This is a genomic window from Nocardia sp. NPDC056000 (assembly GCF_042269265.1).
Lineage (GTDB): Bacteria > Actinomycetota > Actinomycetes > Mycobacteriales > Mycobacteriaceae > Nocardia.
Map to the genome: position 1 here is coordinate 499,884 of NZ_JBHJXS010000001.1, position 16,520 is coordinate 516,403.

19 protein-coding genes are annotated in these 16,520 nt (G+C 66.4%); 10 read left to right on the forward strand and 9 right to left on the reverse strand.

Annotated elements, in window-relative coordinates:
- Positions 1-2 precede the first annotated feature (2 nt).
- Complete coding sequence (locus ACFC4D_RS02335; protein ID WP_376061313.1) at positions 3-878, forward strand: 3-methyladenine DNA glycosylase; 876 nt, start codon at positions 3-5, stop codon at positions 876-878.
- Here ACFC4D_RS02335 and ACFC4D_RS02340 read toward each other — a convergent pair.
- Both ACFC4D_RS02340 and ACFC4D_RS02345 read right to left on the reverse strand, forming a co-directional pair.
- Positions 875-1,480: a hypothetical protein gene (locus ACFC4D_RS02340; protein WP_376061314.1), complete on the reverse strand. Its 606-nt coding sequence runs from the start codon at positions 1,478-1,480 to the stop codon at positions 875-877. The genes ACFC4D_RS02335 and ACFC4D_RS02340 overlap by 4 nt on opposite strands.
- A 125-nt stretch (positions 1,481-1,605) precedes the next feature.
- A complete protein-coding gene (locus ACFC4D_RS02345) occupies positions 1,606-1,767 on the reverse strand; it encodes a hypothetical protein (RefSeq protein WP_376061316.1) in 162 nt (53 codons plus the stop codon).
- Between ACFC4D_RS02345 and ACFC4D_RS02350 the strand changes: the two genes are divergently transcribed.
- On the forward strand, positions 1,766-2,998 hold the full coding sequence (locus tag ACFC4D_RS02350) for a sensor histidine kinase (protein ID WP_376061317.1): 1,233 nt from the start codon (positions 1,766-1,768) through the stop codon (positions 2,996-2,998). The genes ACFC4D_RS02345 and ACFC4D_RS02350 overlap by 2 nt on opposite strands.
- A complete protein-coding gene (locus ACFC4D_RS02355; RefSeq protein ID WP_376061319.1) occupies positions 2,991-3,665 on the forward strand; it encodes a response regulator in 675 nt (224 codons plus the stop codon). The genes ACFC4D_RS02350 and ACFC4D_RS02355 overlap by 8 nt, the downstream gene beginning before the upstream one ends.
- A gap of 1 nt (position 3,666) precedes the next feature.
- Here the strand turns inward: ACFC4D_RS02355 and ACFC4D_RS02360 are convergent, their stop codons facing one another.
- Together ACFC4D_RS02360 and ACFC4D_RS02365 are read right to left on the reverse strand one after the other, a co-directional pair.
- On the reverse strand, positions 3,667-4,929 hold the full coding sequence (locus ACFC4D_RS02360) for a hypothetical protein (RefSeq protein WP_376061320.1): 1,263 nt from the start codon (positions 4,927-4,929) through the stop codon (positions 3,667-3,669).
- An 81-nt stretch (positions 4,930-5,010) separates the two neighbouring features.
- Positions 5,011-5,475, reverse strand: a complete 465-nt coding sequence (locus ACFC4D_RS02365) for a winged helix-turn-helix transcriptional regulator (protein WP_375967714.1) — start codon at positions 5,473-5,475, stop codon at positions 5,011-5,013.
- A 101-nt stretch (positions 5,476-5,576) separates the two neighbouring features.
- Here ACFC4D_RS02365 and ACFC4D_RS02370 point away from each other — a divergent pair, with 101 nt between their 5' ends.
- Entirely contained in the window at positions 5,577-5,957 is a 381-nt protein-coding gene (locus tag ACFC4D_RS02370) for a PPOX class F420-dependent oxidoreductase (protein ID WP_376061322.1), read from the forward strand.
- Positions 5,958-5,973: 16 nt separating this feature from the next.
- Here ACFC4D_RS02370 and ACFC4D_RS02375 read toward each other — a convergent pair whose 3' ends face one another.
- Positions 5,974-7,068, reverse strand: coding sequence for a hypothetical protein (locus tag ACFC4D_RS02375; protein WP_376061324.1), 1,095 nt, complete (start codon positions 7,066-7,068; stop codon positions 5,974-5,976).
- Between ACFC4D_RS02375 and ACFC4D_RS02380 the strand changes: the two genes are divergently transcribed.
- The 5 genes from ACFC4D_RS02380 (at position 7,067) to ACFC4D_RS02400 (ending at position 11,935) form a co-directional block, all read left to right on the forward strand.
- A complete protein-coding gene (locus ACFC4D_RS02380) occupies positions 7,067-7,837 on the forward strand; it encodes an SDR family oxidoreductase (RefSeq protein ID WP_376061326.1) in 771 nt (256 codons plus the stop codon). The two genes, ACFC4D_RS02375 and ACFC4D_RS02380, sit on opposite strands and share 2 nt — an antisense overlap.
- Before the next feature lie 201 nt (positions 7,838-8,038).
- Entirely contained in the window at positions 8,039-9,598 is a 1,560-nt protein-coding gene (locus tag ACFC4D_RS02385; RefSeq protein WP_376061328.1) for an LVIVD repeat-containing protein, read from the forward strand.
- The gene (locus tag ACFC4D_RS02390) at positions 9,595-10,245 is read left to right on the forward strand and encodes a DUF305 domain-containing protein (RefSeq protein WP_376061329.1); all 651 of its coding nucleotides are present in this window, start codon (positions 9,595-9,597) and stop codon (positions 10,243-10,245) included. The genes ACFC4D_RS02385 and ACFC4D_RS02390 overlap by 4 nt, the downstream gene beginning before the upstream one ends.
- 64 nt (positions 10,246-10,309) lie before the next feature.
- Positions 10,310-11,077: an SDR family NAD(P)-dependent oxidoreductase gene (locus tag ACFC4D_RS02395; RefSeq protein ID WP_376061330.1), complete on the forward strand. Its 768-nt coding sequence runs from the start codon at positions 10,310-10,312 to the stop codon at positions 11,075-11,077.
- A gap of 111 nt (positions 11,078-11,188) precedes the next feature.
- A complete protein-coding gene (locus tag ACFC4D_RS02400; RefSeq protein ID WP_376061331.1) occupies positions 11,189-11,935 on the forward strand; it encodes a PaaI family thioesterase in 747 nt (248 codons plus the stop codon).
- A gap of 54 nt (positions 11,936-11,989) precedes the next feature.
- Here ACFC4D_RS02400 and ACFC4D_RS02405 read toward each other — a convergent pair whose 3' ends face one another.
- Complete coding sequence (locus ACFC4D_RS02405) at positions 11,990-12,625, reverse strand: HD domain-containing protein (protein WP_376061332.1); 636 nt, start codon at positions 12,623-12,625, stop codon at positions 11,990-11,992.
- 105 nt (positions 12,626-12,730) lie between these two features.
- On the opposite strand from ACFC4D_RS02405, the gene ACFC4D_RS02410 reads away from it, so the two are divergent.
- Entirely contained in the window at positions 12,731-13,675 is a 945-nt protein-coding gene (locus ACFC4D_RS02410; protein WP_375967795.1) for a GlxA family transcriptional regulator, read from the forward strand.
- A gap of 82 nt (positions 13,676-13,757) precedes the next feature.
- Here ACFC4D_RS02410 and ACFC4D_RS02415 read toward each other — a convergent pair whose 3' ends face one another.
- Genes ACFC4D_RS02415 through ACFC4D_RS02425 form a run of 3 tightly spaced genes read right to left on the reverse strand, consistent with a single transcriptional unit; the run spans position 13,758 to position 16,433 of the window.
- The gene (locus ACFC4D_RS02415; protein WP_376061334.1) at positions 13,758-15,047 is read right to left on the reverse strand and encodes an acyl-CoA dehydrogenase family protein; all 1,290 of its coding nucleotides are present in this window, start codon (positions 15,045-15,047) and stop codon (positions 13,758-13,760) included.
- 10 nt (positions 15,048-15,057) lie between these two features.
- Positions 15,058-15,690: a TetR/AcrR family transcriptional regulator gene (locus ACFC4D_RS02420; RefSeq protein ID WP_376061335.1), complete on the reverse strand. Its 633-nt coding sequence runs from the start codon at positions 15,688-15,690 to the stop codon at positions 15,058-15,060.
- Positions 15,687-16,433, reverse strand: coding sequence for an SDR family NAD(P)-dependent oxidoreductase (locus tag ACFC4D_RS02425; protein WP_376061337.1), 747 nt, complete (start codon positions 16,431-16,433; stop codon positions 15,687-15,689). Before ACFC4D_RS02425 ends, ACFC4D_RS02420 begins: the two co-directional genes overlap by 4 nt.
- Positions 16,434-16,520: the final 87 nt, after the last annotated feature.

Here is a 16,520-nt window from a genome sequence, read left to right on the forward strand (position 1 = left end):
CCATGCCGGTTGTGCGACAGGAGATTCCGGTGCTCGCGCCCGCCGATTGGCGGGCGCGAGCCGCCGCGCACCGGGAACGGGTCGAACGGCTGGTCGGCCCGTATCTGGCGCAGCGCGCGGCCGGGACCAAACATCCGGTCATCGACTTCCTGTTCACCTACTACGGCAATAAGCCCGCCCAATTGCGACGCTGGCACCCGGGTTTCGGCATCGGGCTGGCGGATGCCGCCGAATACGCCGAAACCCGGGGCTATCACCTGAATTCGGATATCGCCGCGTACACCGCCGACCCGGCGTTCCTCGAAAAGCGCCGGGACACCGTCGAATTCGTCACCCGGCTGCTCTCGGCGACAGCCACCCGCCCGGCTCAGCTGTCCTGCTTCGGACTGCACGAATGGGCGATGGTGTATCGCACCGATGAGGTCCGCCATCAGCAGGTGCCGTTGCGACTGGGCACCGCCGGGACGGACGCGGTGGTCGAGTCGATGCAGTTGCGCTGCACGCACTTCGACGCCTTCCGGTTCTTCACCCCCGAAGCGGTCCCCCTGAACATCGAGCCGCTGACGCGTGCGGATCAGGAACATCGCGAACAACCCGGCTGCCTCCACGCCAACATGGATCTGTACAAGTGGGGCTTCAAACTCACCCCGCTGATCGCCTCGGACCTGCTGTTCGACTGCTTCGAATTGGCCTGCGCCGCCCGGGAACTCGATATGAAGGCCAGCCCCTACGACCTCTCGTCCTACGACTACGAGCCCATCCGCATCGAAACACCCTCGGGCCGAGCAGAATACGTGCGCAGGCAAGCGGACATCGCAACCCGCGCCGCTGTCCTGCGCGACCGCCTCGCCAACAGCTGCCGCGCACTCCTCGACTAACGCTGTGCCGGTTCAGTTCTCGCGGGCAGTAGCAACAGATTCAGCAGGCCCGCGGAGACGGCGGCCAATAGTGCTCCATCCACGTAGTGGAATGCCATCGCCCCGAAGTACGTGGGCCCACCCCAGGCATTTACGACGAAGTTAGGGTCCAGACCGCCCAGCACCTGCATACCGCAGCGATAGGGGAAGTACACCAGCATCGCCAGCGGTATCACCGACAGCAACAGGCGCGGCAGCGCGGACACCCGACGAAAGATCGACCGCACCGTCCACGCGAGCCGATGCGCCGCATTGCTACCCAACGGCGCAAGCAACAGCCGCGGAGACCGAGTGTCGCTGCGACGCAACACCATCACCGCCACCGAAGCGGCCAGCACATACAGCACCACATGCGGCCAAAAGGCATCGGTACCCGCCACTTGCACCTCACGCTGCGGCGATCGGCTGAGATAGATCGCACCGCCGGAAACGATCCCCGCCACCAGGGAAATCCCGGCAACGCACACCGCCGGCCGCGAGAACCTGAACCGAAACCCGTATGCCGACGATTCGCGCAGCCCCGGACCGAAGCCGGAGGCCGCGCATCGCGGGGCCGAACCCAAGCCGGAAGCCTGGGATCGCCTGGCCTCCGATCCGAAGTCGAAAGCCGGTGAGCGCGGCTGGCGCGATGCGGGGCCGACAGCCGCGCTGTGCGTGGCGCGGCGGGCGGGGTCGGGGTCGGAGGCGTTCATGGCTGTAACTGTCGCGTCCCGACCCGGGTCTCGTCGTCCATCCCGAGCCTGGAATCGATGCCCGGCGCGCGGCTGATTCGCGGTGGCATCTCCACCTCGGGGATGACATCGCGGGGCCGATGCATGGCCGTCCACCAGCGGATTACCGTCAACGCCATGGTGATCACCTCATTGCCGCCGGAACGGACCGTGCGGGCGGCCCCGTGGCATCAGCGGCTCATCCCGGCCGGGCGGGCGGATCACACCGGCCCCGATTGGGTCGATTTCGCCATTGCCGCAGCCTGTTTCGCGGCGTTCACGGTGCCGGCGCTGATCACCGGGAACGGTATCGGCTCGCGGACCGCGATCGCGCTGTTCGGTCTCGCCGCCGTTCTTCCGCTCGTCGTCAGGCGGCGCTGGCCGGTGGCGGTCACCATCGCGGTTGCGGTGGTGCTGTGCGCCGCCGCGCTGGCCGGTATTCGGTTCACGCCCTGGGTCAGCAATACCGGTCCGGCTTTCGCGGTCGCGGTGCTCACGCTCGCCGATCGGCGGTCGCGGCGCGAATCGCTGCTCGTCACCGGCCTCGGGCTCGTCGCGATCGCGATCACCGCGCAGTTCGGCCTGAGTTGGCATCCCGATCAGGATCAGGACTTCGTACAGCTGTTCATCGCGATTCCGGCGTGGCTGGCCGGTGACGCATTGCGCACCCGGCGTGAGTACGGGCGCGATATCGCTGTGCAGCAACAACTTCGGGCCGTGGATTCGGAGCGGCGGATCCGCGCCGAGGAGCGGTTGCGGGTATCGCGCGATGTGCATGACCTCATCTCGCACACCCTGAGCATGGTGGCCGTGCGCGCCGGGGTGGCCAGGCTGCTGCTCGACGAACAGCCGGATGAGGCGCGCCGCGCACTCAGCGCGATCGAAGACGCCAGCCGGTCGGGACTGACCGAATTGCGGCAGGTCCTGGCGCAATTACGCGAACCGGGGCAGCGGGAGGAGCCGGGCGAACCGGGCCTCACCCAGATCAACGGCCTCGTCGACGACCTGCGCCAGAGTGTCGCGATCGTGGATTACCGCGTCATCGGGCAGCCCCGCGACTATCCGGCACTGCTGGAGACGACCGCCTACCGCATCGTTCAGGAAGCGCTCACCAATATCGTCAAACACTCGCGCACCACACATGTCGAACTCGAAATCCGGCATACGCCAAACGAATTGACCATCACCGTCACCGACGACGGACCCGCCGCACCACCCACCGGGAACGCGGCCACCGGCTCCGGTCTCGGCCTGATCGGCATGCGCGAACGGGTCTCCCTGTTCGGCGGCGATTTCGACTCCGGTCCGCGTCCGCAGGGCGGCTTCGCGATCACCGCGATCTTCCCCGTCGATAATGACCCCCATGCCTGACGCCGCCCCGATCCGGGTACTCATCGCCGACGACGAAGCCCTGGTGCGCGCGGGCTTTCGCGTCCTGGTCGATTCCGCACCGGACCTCACCGTGCTCGGCGAGGCGGGCAATGGCGTGGAAGCGGTGCAGCTGACCCGCCGCCTGCGCCCCGATGTGGTGCTGATGGATATCCGCATGCCGATCATGGACGGCCTGGAAGCCATGCGGCATATCGCCGCCGACACCGCGCAGCAGCCGCGCGTGCTCATCGTGACCACCTTCGATCAGGACGAACACGTCTTCCAGGCACTCCGCAGCGGTGCCAGCGGCTTCCTGCTGAAAGATTCACCGCCGGAACAGCTGCTGCACGCGATCCGCGTGGTGGCCAAGGGTGATGCCCTGCTGACGCCCAGTATCACCCGCCGCATGATCGACGAATTCGCCCGCCGCCCAACCACTCCCGATCGGCGGCCGGATATCCGCACCGGACTCACCGACCGCGAGTACGAGGTCCTCATCCACGTCGCGTCCGGCCGCACCAACGCCGAGATCGCGAGCACCCTGCACGTCAGCATCGCGACCGTCAAAACCCATATCGGCCATCTGCTCACCAAACTCGATGCGCGCGACCGCACCCAGCTGGTGGTGCTCGCCTACGAATCCGGAATCGTGGTTCCCGGAGCGTGATTCACGCGCCGTCGAGGGCGCGCAAACCGGATTCGATTGCGGCGATGCGCTGTCGGGCCGCCTCGAGCGGGAACGGAGATCGCAGTTCGATGGACAGGCGATCGCCGAAGGTGGACAGGACGTAGGTGCCGGGCGGGGCGACCGGGGCGTCCGGGTCGGTGCGCGGCTCGAACATCACGCTGCTGAAGTCCTCGAATTCGAGACCGGGGACCCGCGGTGTCGGCACCACGCCCCAGTTGCTGGAGATCACGATCACCGGTCGCTGGGATTCGGGCACCAGGGCGAATTGCGCGACCGCGGTGGTCATGGTGTCGAAGAATCGCAGTCCCGCCTGGTGAATCTCGCCGTTCTCCAAGCCTTTTCGCAATTCCTCGGTGACGGCGCGAGCGACCGACGCGGTACCGCCGAGATCGCCGGCGGGGACGAAACTCGCGAAACCCAGCGGATTGGTGGCGGCCGGTTTCGGCACCGGCGGTGCGATCCGATTGCGCAGATCCACCGCGTACGTGTAAGCGAGGCGCTCCCCCGCCACCCCGTTCATTTCGGCTTCGACGCGCAGAATCACCGCGGAGACAACGCCGTTGAGGGTGGTCTCGTATTTGCGCGCGCGGGCCAGCAGTCCGGAGGTCGTTTCCGCGTCCAGGCGGACACGGGCGGCGGCGATCGTGTACATCCGCATCGCATCCGATACCCGAGCCGGTGGCCCGGACGGCTCGGCGGCTGCCGTGGCCGCGCTCGGTGCCTCCGCGATCGGGTTGTCCGCCTTGACGATTCCCCGATCGGCGAGCACCTGTTCGAGCGATTCGGGATAGTCCCGCGGGATGAGGTCGACCGCTTCCCCGGATACGGCGGCCGTGTACAGCGACCACAAATCGGCCAGCAACTCGAGCGAGTGATACCCGTCGGCAACGCTGTGATGGGTGAACAGCGTGACCGCCGCCCGATCGCCGTCATGCGCCACATGCAGACCGGACAGCGCGCGGCTTTGATCCCCGCAGACCCCCGGAATCGGGGCGTCGATATCCCCCGCGCTCACCACGATCCCCGGTAGCGGCCCCGGTCCGGCCACAATCGCGTACCCCCGGTCCTCGGGCTCCAGGACCGCCGACAGCACCGGATATCTGCGCCGCAATCCCGCGAACGCGACCGAGAGCGCCGGGATATCGAGCTCACCGCGTACCCGCAGGCGATAACCGATATAGGCGCCCGCCATGGCGAAAACCAGCTCGCTGGGGGCAAGAGAACGCACACGACCAACAGACACACAGGCTCCTCGGGGAGTTGGAATGGCGGGGGGTGAGAACTCAACCCACTATTCCGGGCTCGACCGCCCTGTGCCACAGCATTATTCGCCCGCCACCGGCGCGGCCCCCGGACCCGGGAGTATGTCGACATCCGATGCGTGCATGGGTGTGCCGCAGTGCGCGCAGGTGAGATCCACCGAACTGATCGCACCGCAGGCGTGATGGCGATAGAGCACCGGCGGCCCCGCTTCGCCCGCCAGCCACTTATCCCCCCAGCCGACCATGACCATGAGGACATCGATCAACTCGGTCCCCTTCTCGGTCAGCACATACTCGTAGCGCGGCCGGTTGTCATAGGGGCGACGCTCCAGCACACCGCATTCGACCAGGTGATTCAGCCGCTCGGTCAGCACCTTGCGAGAGATCCCGAGATCGGACTGGATCTGCTCGAACCGGCTGAACCCCACCCAGATATCCCGCAGGATCAACGGCGACCACGGCTCACCGATCACATCCAGGGTCCGCGCGATCGAGCAGGCCATCTCACTGAAGTTCGTGCGTTGCATGAAAGAAGTCTACCAATTGGGGTTCCCTAAGGGAACTTAAGGCACTACGGTTATGGCGTCTCCTAAAGGAACTGACCCCATCCCCGATACGAGGTATCGCCATGACCATCACCCCCGAAATCCGCGCCGCCCTCGACAGCACCCCGGTAGCCCACCTGGCCACCCTCCTCCCCGACGGCTCCCCCCACTCCATCCCCCTCTGGGTAGGCACCCACAACGACCACATAGCCATCCTCACCGGCCCCACCTCCCGCAAAGCCCGCAACCTCCACCGCGACCCCCGAGTAGCCCTCTCCCTCACCCCACCCGACAACCCCTACCAATCGATCATGATCCGCGGCCGCGTAACCGAATGGCTCGAAGGCGACGAAGCCTGGAAAGTCATAGACGCCATCGCCACCAAATACATAGGCCAGCCGTACTCCCGCGAACAAGACCGAGTCGTCGCCCTCATCGAACCCGACCACCAAACCATCGGCTGAATCGCTTGCGATGCAACTACTTCGGTAGCGGTGGCGGCGGAAGCGGTGCGTAGAGCGGGCGGGTCTCGTCGGAAGGCATTCGGGTCCAACCGGATTCGCCGAACTGCCAGCGCTCACCGCTGCCGTCGAGGGCGGTGTAGACCGCACCGATCGGCAGATCGGTTACTTCGTCGGTGCGGGCGCGCAGGGCGTCCACCGCGAGCCAGTAGGTGAAATGGGCGGCTGGGGAGTCGAACGTCGCGTATTCGAGGGCCGCCATGAAGTGAGCGTCTTTTCGATAGGTGTCGCCGTTGGGGCAGACCCAGTAGAGGGTTCGACTGATGGATGGGTTCTGGAGGGCGCGGGGGCCAACACGTTCCGCGCCGCAGGTCGGACATGGCGACACCGGGCGGGGAGCGTATTTCATGATGAGCCAGTGCAGGTCGATAATGCTGTGCTCGGTGGCGGCGGCGATCATTCGACCGCCGGGGACCAGGCAGTCCGGGCACGTGATTCCGATCATGCCGGCCCCCGTTCCGGGCCACCCCGGAGGCCATTCCGCGCCGCACCGTTGACAGCCGAATTGACCGCGGTGGGGGCCCTGCACATCGAATGCGTGCAGGAAGCCCGGATTTTCGCGGAGCGGCCCGAGGTAGCCGGGGTACTGGCCCAGTTGAGAACGTGGCCATTCGCGCTCACCATCGCTGGGCCAGAGCGCACCGATGCACTCGGCGACGAGTTGCCGGGTCCATTCGCGAGCCGAGCCGGGCGGCATCGATTCATCGTTGAGCAGCTTCGCGAAATCGGTTAGGTCCCGGTTGAACTCGCCGTTCACCTCGGCGAGGCGCCGCACCGACCCCGGGTCGAAGCCCGCGGCTTCGGCCGCGCCGAAATCGGCGATAGCGAGCGCCCGATCACGGCGCTCGCGCACCACCGCGGCCTGTTCGGCTCGAACCCGCTGCGCCGCTTGCTCATCGGCGCTTCCGGGCCAGGGCGGTACCGAGGGATCTCCGAGTACACGACGTGGCATGGTGCCGAGCATGCCAGTTCGAAGGCTCGGGATCGGCGTGGCGGTTGTCACCCGGTCGGGGTTATTGCCGGGTGGGATGGGCGGGGAGTAGGTGTTGGGCATGGGGACTTTTCTTGTGACCGGTGGGACCGGGGTGCTGGGGCGGGTTGTCGTCGAGCGGTTGCGGGAGGGCGGGCACGAGGTGCGCGTGCTGTCGCGGCGGGCGGGGGCGGGGACGCATGTGGGGGATCTCGAATCCGGGGCGGGGGTGGTCGAGGCGGCGGCGGGGGTGGATGCGATCGCGCATGCCGCGTCGAATAGCCGGAGGTTCGGGAATACCGATGTGGCACAGACGGATACGGTGATTCGGGCCGCCGCGGAGACGGGGGTGGGGAATCTCGTCTACATCTCGATCGTGGGTATCGATCGAATTCCGTTCCGCTACTACCGCAATAAGCTGGCGTGTGAACAGCGGATTGCCGAAAGCGATGTGCCGCATACGATTCTGCGGGCCACACAGTTTCATGAATTGATCGCCTCGGCATTGCTTATCACCGGTCGGCTGCCGATTACGCCATTGCCCTTGGATTTCCGATTTCAGCCCGTGGCCGCCGCCGAGGTCGCGGTCCGGGCGGCCGAGTTGGCGGTGGGATCACCGCTGGGATTCGCCCCGGATTTCGGCGGCCCGCAGGTGCTGACGCTGCGCGAGTTGATTGATATTTGGCGACAGGTTCACCCCCACCCGAGGGCGGTTCCGATGCCGTTGCCAGGTCGCATCGCGAAGAGTTTCCGTGCTGGTTTCAACACCTGCCCCGATCACGCCGAGGGCACTCTGAGCTGGTCGGACTATGCCAGGACGGCCACGGTGGATCCGTACGCTGCCAAGAAGTAGCCCCGGACCTCATCCCGGACCCCGATCCGGCTCGAACAACCCGGTTTCGAGAACTCGTTCATCGCGGACCTACCGAGCAGTCAGTTTATGAGTTACGGTTCCGACACGTAACCGTGACCACACTGCATACCCCCGTGTGCGGGCCGTCACGACGGCAGCTCTTGAGGGAATGGGGGCACCGCGATGAGGCGGTTCTCGGGAATGCGACGGTCAAGGCCCGCAGGGCTTTTCACGGCGGCGCTATTGGGCGCGGCCATGCTGCCGATGAGTGGGGCATCGGCGGATCTGACGGACGATATCGGCAATGCGGTACAGCAATTCCTCGATGTCGGGCGCACCTCGGTGCCGCGCGCGGACTGCGGGCCGGATTCGCTGCCGGAAAGCGGAATGCAGGGCGATGTGCCCGCAGCGGACCGCAATAGCGGGCGCAGCACGCAGGGGTACCGCTGCAATATCTCGTTCGTCGGCGGATATGTCGGCAAGGGCGCGGGCATCACCTCGACCACCTTCGAACACTGCTCGTACACCGGATCGATGTTCCCGGGCAATATTCTCGGCCCCGCCCAGGGCGTGCAGGTGCTCGATGTCTCGGATCCGGCGAATCCGGTGGTGACCGCCAGCCTGACCGAACCCGCCATGCTGGCGGGCACCTGGGAATCACTCAAGGTCAATACCGAGCGAAAACTATTGGTGGGCACCGGCGTTCCGGTCGGCACCGGTGCGGGCTATCTGTCGGTGTACGACATCTCCGATTGCGCGCATCCGCGCCTGCTGAATCCGGGCGCGGGCACGAATCTGCTCATGCCGATCCCGATCACCACCCACGAGGGCGGCTTCTCCCCGGACGGCCGCACCTATTGGGCCTCGGGCATCGCCCCCGGTTTCGTGAGCGCCGTCGATCTCACCGATCCGGCCAACCCGCACGTGATCTGGCAGGGCCTGACCGGTATCGAGGCGCACGGCTTCGGCATCAGCCCGGACGGCAATCGCATGTACCTCTCGGCGCTGGGCGGATTCACCACCCTCGATATCAGCGCGGTACAGAGGCGCGATCCGAATCCGCAGGTCAACCATATCGGCCGGGTGTTCTGGGCGGACGGCTTCGCCACCCAGCACAGCATTCCGGTCACCTATGACGGCAAACCGTACCTGTTCACCGCCGATGAGGGCGGCGCGGGCGGAGTGAAGCTCATCGATATCTCCGATGACACCAATCCGAAGGTCGCCGCCAAAATCAAGCTGGAGATCAACCTGCTGGAAAACCAGGATTCGGCCATGGCCTCATCCATGGGCGGGTCGGTGTTCTCCTACGACGCGCACTATTGCGCCGCGGACCGGCCCGATAATCCGACCGCCCTGGCCTGCGGCTGGGAGGAATCCGGTATCCGTGTCTTCGACGTGCGAGATCCGTTCCACGCCAAGGAGATTGCCTACTACAACCCGCCCGCCCGCACCGGCCGGAATCTGGAGCTGTGGAATTCCCCGCACGCGCTGGCGTCGATCATCGGGGTTCCCGGACTGCAATTCCCGTCTGCCGCCCGGGCCATTCTCGAAGGCAAATTCGATCCGGCACAGGCGCTTTCGTCACGCACCGGCATGGTCGCCTTCGGCGACCTGTCCACCGACTGGTGTTTCGCCCCACCGGAATGGCACGGCAGTCAACTGTGGACCACCTGCAATGACAACGGCTTCATGGTGTTGCAGCTCGCCGACGATATCTACACCCCGCCCGCCGATCAGCATTCGATCGTAGGTTCATGATGACCGATCGCCGGGTACGCGTCGCCGTCATGGCCGTGCTGGCCGTGCTGCTGTGCGGCGCGGGAATGCTGCTGCGCCCGCTGGTGATTCCCGATAACGAGTCGGCCCCGGCGGTGCTGAATCCGACCGAGATCGGCTTCACCCAGGACATGCTGGCGCATCATCAGCAGGCGCTGGTCATGGTGCAACGATTGGACACCGGCGTCGATCCGTCCATTCGGCAACTGGCACAGCAGATCTCCGATACCCAGCGCGTGGAGATCGGCACCCTGCTCGGCTGGTTGCGCCTGGCAAATGCCTCACCGACCAATCCGCATCCGATGTCCTGGATGAGCGCTATGGATATGCCCGCCGGACACGATCACGCGGCCATGGCGAGCAGTGCCGCGACCACCATGCCCGGTATGGCGACCATGCGGGAGCTCGATGCCCTCTCCGCAGCCAAGGGTTCGGACGCGGAATCGCTTTTCCTGCAACTGATGCTGCGTCACCACACCGGCGGCGTCAGCATGGCCAAGGACGCCGATAAGCTCATCGGCTCCGGGCCGGTGAAGGAATCGGCCCGCGCCATGATCACCGAACAGTCGCAGGAGGCGGGCATCATGACGCTGCTGCTGGCCCAGCGCGGTGTCCAGCCGCTGTCATGAGAGTCCCACTGACCGGACGGAAAGCCTTGACTCGGGCAATGGCTCCCTCGGTATGGTCGGCGCTATGAGCTTGGCAGGACGGGTAGCACTGGTCACCGGTAGCGGGCGCGGTATCGGCCGCGCCATCGCACTGGCCTTGGCCGAGGACGGCGCGGATGTGGCGGTGAACTACCGCTCCGATGCCGAGTCCGCGGCCGAAACCGTCGCCGCCATCCAGGCTTTGGGCCGCCGCGCCATCCCCGTCCAGGCCAGCGTGGATTCGGTCGAGGACGACGAGCGGATGGTGGACCACATCATCGACGAGTTCGGTCATATCGATCTGCTGGTCAACAATGCCGGAATCGCCAGTCGCGGACGGTTCGTCGCCGATACCGATCCGGCCGAAATGCTGCGGGTGCTGTCCACGCACGCGCTCGGGGCGCACCATATCTCGCGACTCGTATTGCCCTCCATGCGATCTCAACCGCGCGGCGACATCATCATGATCTCCAGTGTCGCGGCCACGTCGTACGCGCCCGGCGGCGCGCCGTACACCATGGCGAAGGCCGCACTGGAGGCACTCGCGTTCACCCTCGCCAAAGAGGAACGCGCCCACGGTATTCGAGTCAACGTGGTCGCACCCGGGCTGGTCGACACCGAAATGGGCCGCCGGTTGGTCAAAGCGGTCACCGGCAAGGACGACATTCGCGCCCTGGACGCGCACTCCCCCTTCGGCCGGGTCTGCCGCCCGGAGGACATCGCCGATACCGTCCGCTTCCTGGTCTCACCGCGGGCCGAGTACCTCACCGGTCAGAAGGTGACCGTCGACGGCGGCGGCGGAAACGTCGGCTGACCACGGTTCGGCTGTGGAACTTCTCACTCGGTAACCCGGGTGCTGCGCCCCGCCGCCCGGCGTTATCGTCGAGAGGTTGATCGACGACGTGAACGGAAGGGCCTCGACAGCATGACCATTCCGCTGGATACGCTCACCATTCCCGACCATATCCACGGCTACCCCGAGCTGGCCTTCGGTGGCTATGTGGCGGGCATGCTCGCGGCACGCAGTGCCGCACCCACCGTCCGGGTCGACTTCCGCCGCGCGGTCGGCATCGCCACCCCGGTCTTGCTCGCCGCCGAGGACGGGCACGCGAGGCTCACCGCCCCGGACGGCACCCTGCTGGTCGAAGCCGCCCCGGCGGTGCTCGATATCGATGTCCCGCCCGCCCCGTCCTGGGCCGAAGCGAAGACCGCGACCGAGACGGCGCTGTCCTCGCCCCATCGGAAAGTCAGCGACTGCTACGGCTGCGGTGTGGCGTGTGCGCCGGGCCGGGGCGTACGGCTGTTCGCGTGGGCGGTGCCCGAACGCCGTGTCCTGACCGCCGCTTGGACCCCCGATCCCGGGCTCGCCGCCGAAAACGGTGAGCTGACAACGGAATCGGTCTGGTCCGCACTGGATTGCCCGGGCGGGCTCGCGGCCTGGATCTACTCCGGTATGGCACCCGGCGCGTTCACGGCCGCGTTGACCGCGACCCAATTCCAGCCGATCCACGCGGGCGCGGAGTACATCTCCCATGCCTGGCCGATCAGCGGCGAAGGACGTAAACACACTGTCGGCGTAGCGCTTTCGACGCCGGAGGGCGAGCTGTGCGCGGTCGCCGAGGCGCTCTGGATCGAACCGCGCAACGCCCAACCCGACGCCAGCTGGACATAGGCACCGTCGAGAAGTGTGGATCCCGGCCAAAAGCACGCCGGGATGACGGGGCCGCTACTCCGGCCAGGCCGAGTTCTCGATTACCTCGACGAAGTTCGTGCGGGTGAAGCCGGGCGAGAAGCGTTCCAGGACATCGGCTTTGACATTGCCGAAAGTGGTGGCCGGGCGGTCGGCGATGCCCTCGGTGAAGGCGGCCAGGATGCGGCGCTTGAAGTCCGGCCGAGGATGCTCGGCCACCACGGCGGCGCGGGTCTCGGCGGGGAGGTCGTCGTAGCCGATGCCGAGGACGTCGTATTCGACACCCGCGGTGACCAGGGCGATTTCCGGGGCCATATGGGCGGGGATCTCCGGGGTGGTGTGCAGTGCGATGGCGGTCCAGACGGTGTCGGCGGCGGAGGCGGGGATGCCGTGCGCGAGCAGGAACTCGCGGGCCTGATCCGCGCCGTCGATTTCGAAGCGCTGATCGGTGGTGCGGTATTTCTCGGTGAGGCCGAGGTCGTGGAACATGGCTCCGACGTAGAGCAATTCGGGGTCGTAGGCTAGCCCGCGACGCTCGCCCTGAAGTGCGCCGAACAGGTAGACGCGGCGGGAGTGGTCGTAGATCAGCGGGGTCGCGACATCACGCACCAGTTCGGTGGCCTCGGTCGCGAGACGGCTGTCGGGGATCTTGATATCGGCGATGCGAGTCATGAATAGAGCATCGGCCGCGCGCCCACCCCGCCGCCGTGTCCATATGGCCACACACCCCACAGATTTGGCCATTACCATCGAGGTGTGCCGCATAAGAAGATCGCCATGCTCGCCTACGACGGGGTGCGGCTGCTCGATGTCACCGCACCGCTCGAAGTGTTCAGCACCGCAATCGAATTGGGCGCGGACTATGAGCTGCGGGTCTATTCGCCCACCGGCAATCCGGTGACGACCTCGGTCGGAGCCACCCTGGGCGTCACCGGCTCATTCGCCGAGGTCACCGATGCGCACACCGTGCTGGTTCCCGGCTCCCCGAGGCTGCCCGCCGCACCCGCCCCGGCCGAATTACTGGATGCCGTAGGCGAACTCGCGGATTCCGACCGGCAGATCGCCTCGATCTGCACGGGCGCGTTCGCCCTCGCAGCCACCGGCCTGCTGGACGGCCGCCGCGCCACCACCCATTGGCGGCACGCCGCGACCCTGGCCCGCGCCTATCCTCGCGTCACCGTCGAACCCGATGCCCTGTACGTCCGGGACGGCCGGGTCCTCACCTCGGCGGGCGTGAGCGCGGGCATCGATCTATCGCTGGCCATGGTGGAAGCCGACGCGGGTACCGAATTGGCCCGCGAAGTCGCCCGTGACCTGGTGGTCTTCCTGCAACGCCCCGGCGGACAATCGCAATTCTCCGCCGCCTCGCGAATCGCCCGGCCCCCGCACGATCCGCTGCGTGCGTTACTGGACAACATCGTCGCGGACCCGGCGGCCGATCATGCACTGCCCACGATGGCGGATCACGCGGCACTCAGTGTGCGCCAGCTGACCCGCCTGTTCCGCGAACACCTCGGCACCACCCCGGCCGCCTTTGTGGAGACGGTCAGGCTCGAAGCGGCGCAGGCGCTATTGGAGGCGGGCGAGTCCGTCACCCAGGCGGCCCGCCGATCCGGCCTGGGCAGCGACGAATCGCTGCGTCGAGTGTTCCTGCGGCACTTGGGCGTCACGCCGTCGGCGTACCGGGCGCGCTTCCGCTCGGCCCGGCCCGAGGCTCATTGACTCATGACCTTGAGCCGACGCTGATTCCCGCCGAACCGGAAGACGCCGACAAGCAGCGACTTCCGGCACTTCAACGCAAGCCTCAGAGGTTCCCTACGGCGCGCTCCAGGCGCTGGGCGACCAGTTCCCGCGCCTGTTCACGCAGCGCGGGCCGGAAACCGCTGGGGTACACCGGATCACCGGGCGCGTAGGTCTTGAGCACCTCCTTGGCGAGGGTGATCTTGTGCACCTCGGTGGGGCCGTCGGCGATCGCCATGACCTGCGCGTAGTTCATCATGTCGACGAACGGCAGATCGGTGCTGACGCCGATCGCGCCGTGCAGATGCATGGCGCGCTGAGCGATATCGTGCATGACCTTCGGCATCGCGACCTTGATGGCGGCGATGTCATGACGCACCTTGCGGTAGTCCTGTTCCTGATCGATGCGCCACGCGGTGCGCAGTACCAGCAGCCGGAACTGCTCCATCTCGATCCAGGATTCGGCGATCTTCTCCTGCGTCATCTGCAAACCACCGAGCACACCCTTGCGCATGGGCCGCGATACCGCGCGCTCGCACATCATGTCGAATGCCTTGCGCACCATGGCGACCGTGCGCATGGCGTGATGCACGCGGCCGCCGCCCAGACGGGTCTGGGCGACGATGAAGCCGAGCCCCTCGGCACCCAGCAGCGCGTCCGCGGGGACGCGCACATCGGTGAAGCGCAGATGCCCTTCGTTCTCGCTGAACCCCGGCACGGTGAAGTTCCGCACGATCTCCAGGCCGGGAGCGTCCGCGGGCACGATGAACATCGACAGCCGCTTATGCGGTTCGGCCTCGGGATCGGTGACGACCATGACGATGTGGAAGCTGGCGAATTCGGCGGCCGAGTTGAACCACTTCTCGCCGTTGATGACCCACGAATCGCCGTCGCGCACAGCGCGAGTCTTGAACGCGGTCGGATCGGAGCCGCCGGTGGGCTCGGTCATGACGTAGCAGGAGCCGATCTCCCCGTCGAGCAGCGGTTGCAGATACTTCGCCTTCTGCTCGGGCGTGCCGAAGTGCGCGAGGATCTCGGCGTTACCGGAATCCGGTGCCTGACAACCGAATACCAGCGGAGCCCACTTCGAGGTGCCGATCACCTCGTTGAGCAGCGCCAGTTTCACCTGACCGTAGCCGGGCCCGCCGAGCTCCGGTCCGAGGTGGCAGGCCCACAGCCCCTGCTCCTTCACCTTCTCCTGCAACGGTTTCATGAGCGCCCGGATCTCCGGGTTCTTGCGGTCGTAGGGTTCGGGGTAGAGCAGGTCCAGCGGCTCGACCTCGGCGCGCACGAACTCCGCGACCCAGTCCAGCTTCTTCTGATATTCCGGGTCGGTTCCGAAATCCCAAGCCATGGTCAGCCTTTCATTTGTTGTCGGCCGGTGCCGCGACACCGTCGAAGATGGTGGTGCTGAGAATGTCCGCGATCTGATCGGGGGTGTATTCACCGTCGTCGCGGTACCAGGCGCTGACCATATTCAGCATGGCCACAACGCTTTTGGTGATGACGTGATCGTTGGTGCGGAGCAGGCCCGCCGCATGGCCGTCGTCGACGACGCGCTGCCAGGCGCGCTGGATGCCGTCGCGCAATATCTGAAGGTCGGCGGCGCGTTCGCCGGTGAGCGCACCGGCTTCGCGCAATGCGATGGTGACCTCGTGCCGATGTTCGACGATGAGCCGCACATGAGTGCGAATCAGGTTGCGCAGCTTGGTGACCGGATCATCGGGGCCGTCCGCGATCGCGACGGCGGCATCCAGCATGAGCTGGGTGTAGCCGCGCCGGATCTGGAAGAGCAACTCCTCCTTGGATCCGATGTGGTAGTACAGCGCACCGCGTTGCACCCCGGCCCGATCGCCGATCTCGGCGACACCGGTGGCGTGGAAACCCTTCTCCGCGAACAGTTCCATGGCCGCGCGCGTGATCCGTTCCAGGGTCTCCCCCGGATTCACCTCCGAAGCGGGCGGGCGGCCGCGACGGCGAACCGGTTCGACGGTCATCGCCAGCCACCGTCCAGCGCCAGTGTGGCCCCGGTCGCGAAAGCCGAAGCGTCGGAGGCGAAGAACAGCGCCGCGCCGACGATATCGGCGGGTGTTCCGATCCGCCGCAGCGCGGTGTGCTCCCCCAGCGCTTCTTTCATCCCGGGCGGCCAGGCTTTGGCGATATCGGTATCGAACGGACCGCAGCGAATGGTGTTGACCCGCACCGCCGGTCCATAGGTGTGTGCGAGCCCGCCGGACAGGGCCTCCAGACCGGCTTTGGCGGCGGCATAGGGCACGGCCATCGGCTCGGGATGGGTGGCCTCCATCGAGGAGATATTGATGATCGATCCGGCACCGGCGGCCGCCATCCGCGCACCGATGAGCGCCGACAATCGGAACGCGCCCTTGAGATTGGTGCCGATGATCTTGTCGAACATGGCTTCGGTGACCTGATCCAGGCTCGGATACAGCAGCGACATGCCCGCGTTGTTGACCAGCACATCCACCCGCCCGAATTCGCCGTAGACCGCGTCCACGAGTGCGTCGCACTGCTCCCACACGCCCACATTGCAGGCCAACGGCAGCGCCCGGACCCCGTATTTCTCCCGCACGGCGGTGGCGAGTGCGTCACACGCCTCGACCTTGCGACTGGCGATCACCACGTCGGCGCCCGCTTCGGCGAAGGCCAGCACCATCTCGCGGCCCAGTCCCCGACTACCGCCGGTGACCACACAAACCTTGCCGGACAAGGGCTTTCCCATGGGCCGCACCTTCGCGTTCGCTCGCGGACATTAATGTTCCGCTCAGTACATTAAATGTACCGGACGATACAATCAAGGTCCCGGATC

Excerpts from the sequence above, each read along its gene's own strand:
- ACFC4D_RS02335 (WP_376061313.1), top strand. The coding sequence starts at position 3 with ATGCCGGTTGTGCGACAGGAGATTCCGGTGCTCGCGCCCGCCGATTGG.
- ACFC4D_RS02350 (WP_376061317.1), top strand. The coding sequence starts at position 1,766 with ATGGTGATCACCTCATTGCCGCCGGAACGGACCGTGCGGGCGGCCCCG.
- ACFC4D_RS02345 (WP_376061316.1), bottom strand. The coding sequence starts at position 1,767 with ATGGCGTTGACGGTAATCCGCTGGTGGACGGCCATGCATCGGCCCCGC.
- ACFC4D_RS02355 (WP_376061319.1), top strand. The coding sequence starts at position 2,991 with ATGCCTGACGCCGCCCCGATCCGGGTACTCATCGCCGACGACGAAGCC.
- ACFC4D_RS02365 (WP_375967714.1), bottom strand. The coding sequence starts at position 5,475 with ATGCAACGCACGAACTTCAGTGAGATGGCCTGCTCGATCGCGCGGACC.
- ACFC4D_RS02370 (WP_376061322.1), top strand. The coding sequence starts at position 5,577 with ATGACCATCACCCCCGAAATCCGCGCCGCCCTCGACAGCACCCCGGTA.
- ACFC4D_RS02380 (WP_376061326.1), top strand. The coding sequence starts at position 7,067 with ATGGGGACTTTTCTTGTGACCGGTGGGACCGGGGTGCTGGGGCGGGTT.
- ACFC4D_RS02375 (WP_376061324.1), bottom strand. The coding sequence starts at position 7,068 with ATGCCCAACACCTACTCCCCGCCCATCCCACCCGGCAATAACCCCGAC.
- ACFC4D_RS02385 (WP_376061328.1), top strand. The coding sequence starts at position 8,039 with ATGCGACGGTCAAGGCCCGCAGGGCTTTTCACGGCGGCGCTATTGGGC.
- ACFC4D_RS02390 (WP_376061329.1), top strand. The coding sequence starts at position 9,595 with ATGATGACCGATCGCCGGGTACGCGTCGCCGTCATGGCCGTGCTGGCC.
- ACFC4D_RS02395 (WP_376061330.1), top strand. The coding sequence starts at position 10,310 with ATGAGCTTGGCAGGACGGGTAGCACTGGTCACCGGTAGCGGGCGCGGT.
- ACFC4D_RS02400 (WP_376061331.1), top strand. The coding sequence starts at position 11,189 with ATGACCATTCCGCTGGATACGCTCACCATTCCCGACCATATCCACGGC.
- ACFC4D_RS02405 (WP_376061332.1), bottom strand. The coding sequence starts at position 12,625 with ATGACTCGCATCGCCGATATCAAGATCCCCGACAGCCGTCTCGCGACC.
- ACFC4D_RS02410 (WP_375967795.1), top strand. The coding sequence starts at position 12,731 with ATGCTCGCCTACGACGGGGTGCGGCTGCTCGATGTCACCGCACCGCTC.
- ACFC4D_RS02415 (WP_376061334.1), bottom strand. The coding sequence starts at position 15,047 with ATGGCTTGGGATTTCGGAACCGACCCGGAATATCAGAAGAAGCTGGAC.
- ACFC4D_RS02420 (WP_376061335.1), bottom strand. The coding sequence starts at position 15,690 with ATGACCGTCGAACCGGTTCGCCGTCGCGGCCGCCCGCCCGCTTCGGAG.
- ACFC4D_RS02425 (WP_376061337.1), bottom strand. The coding sequence starts at position 16,433 with ATGGGAAAGCCCTTGTCCGGCAAGGTTTGTGTGGTCACCGGCGGTAGT.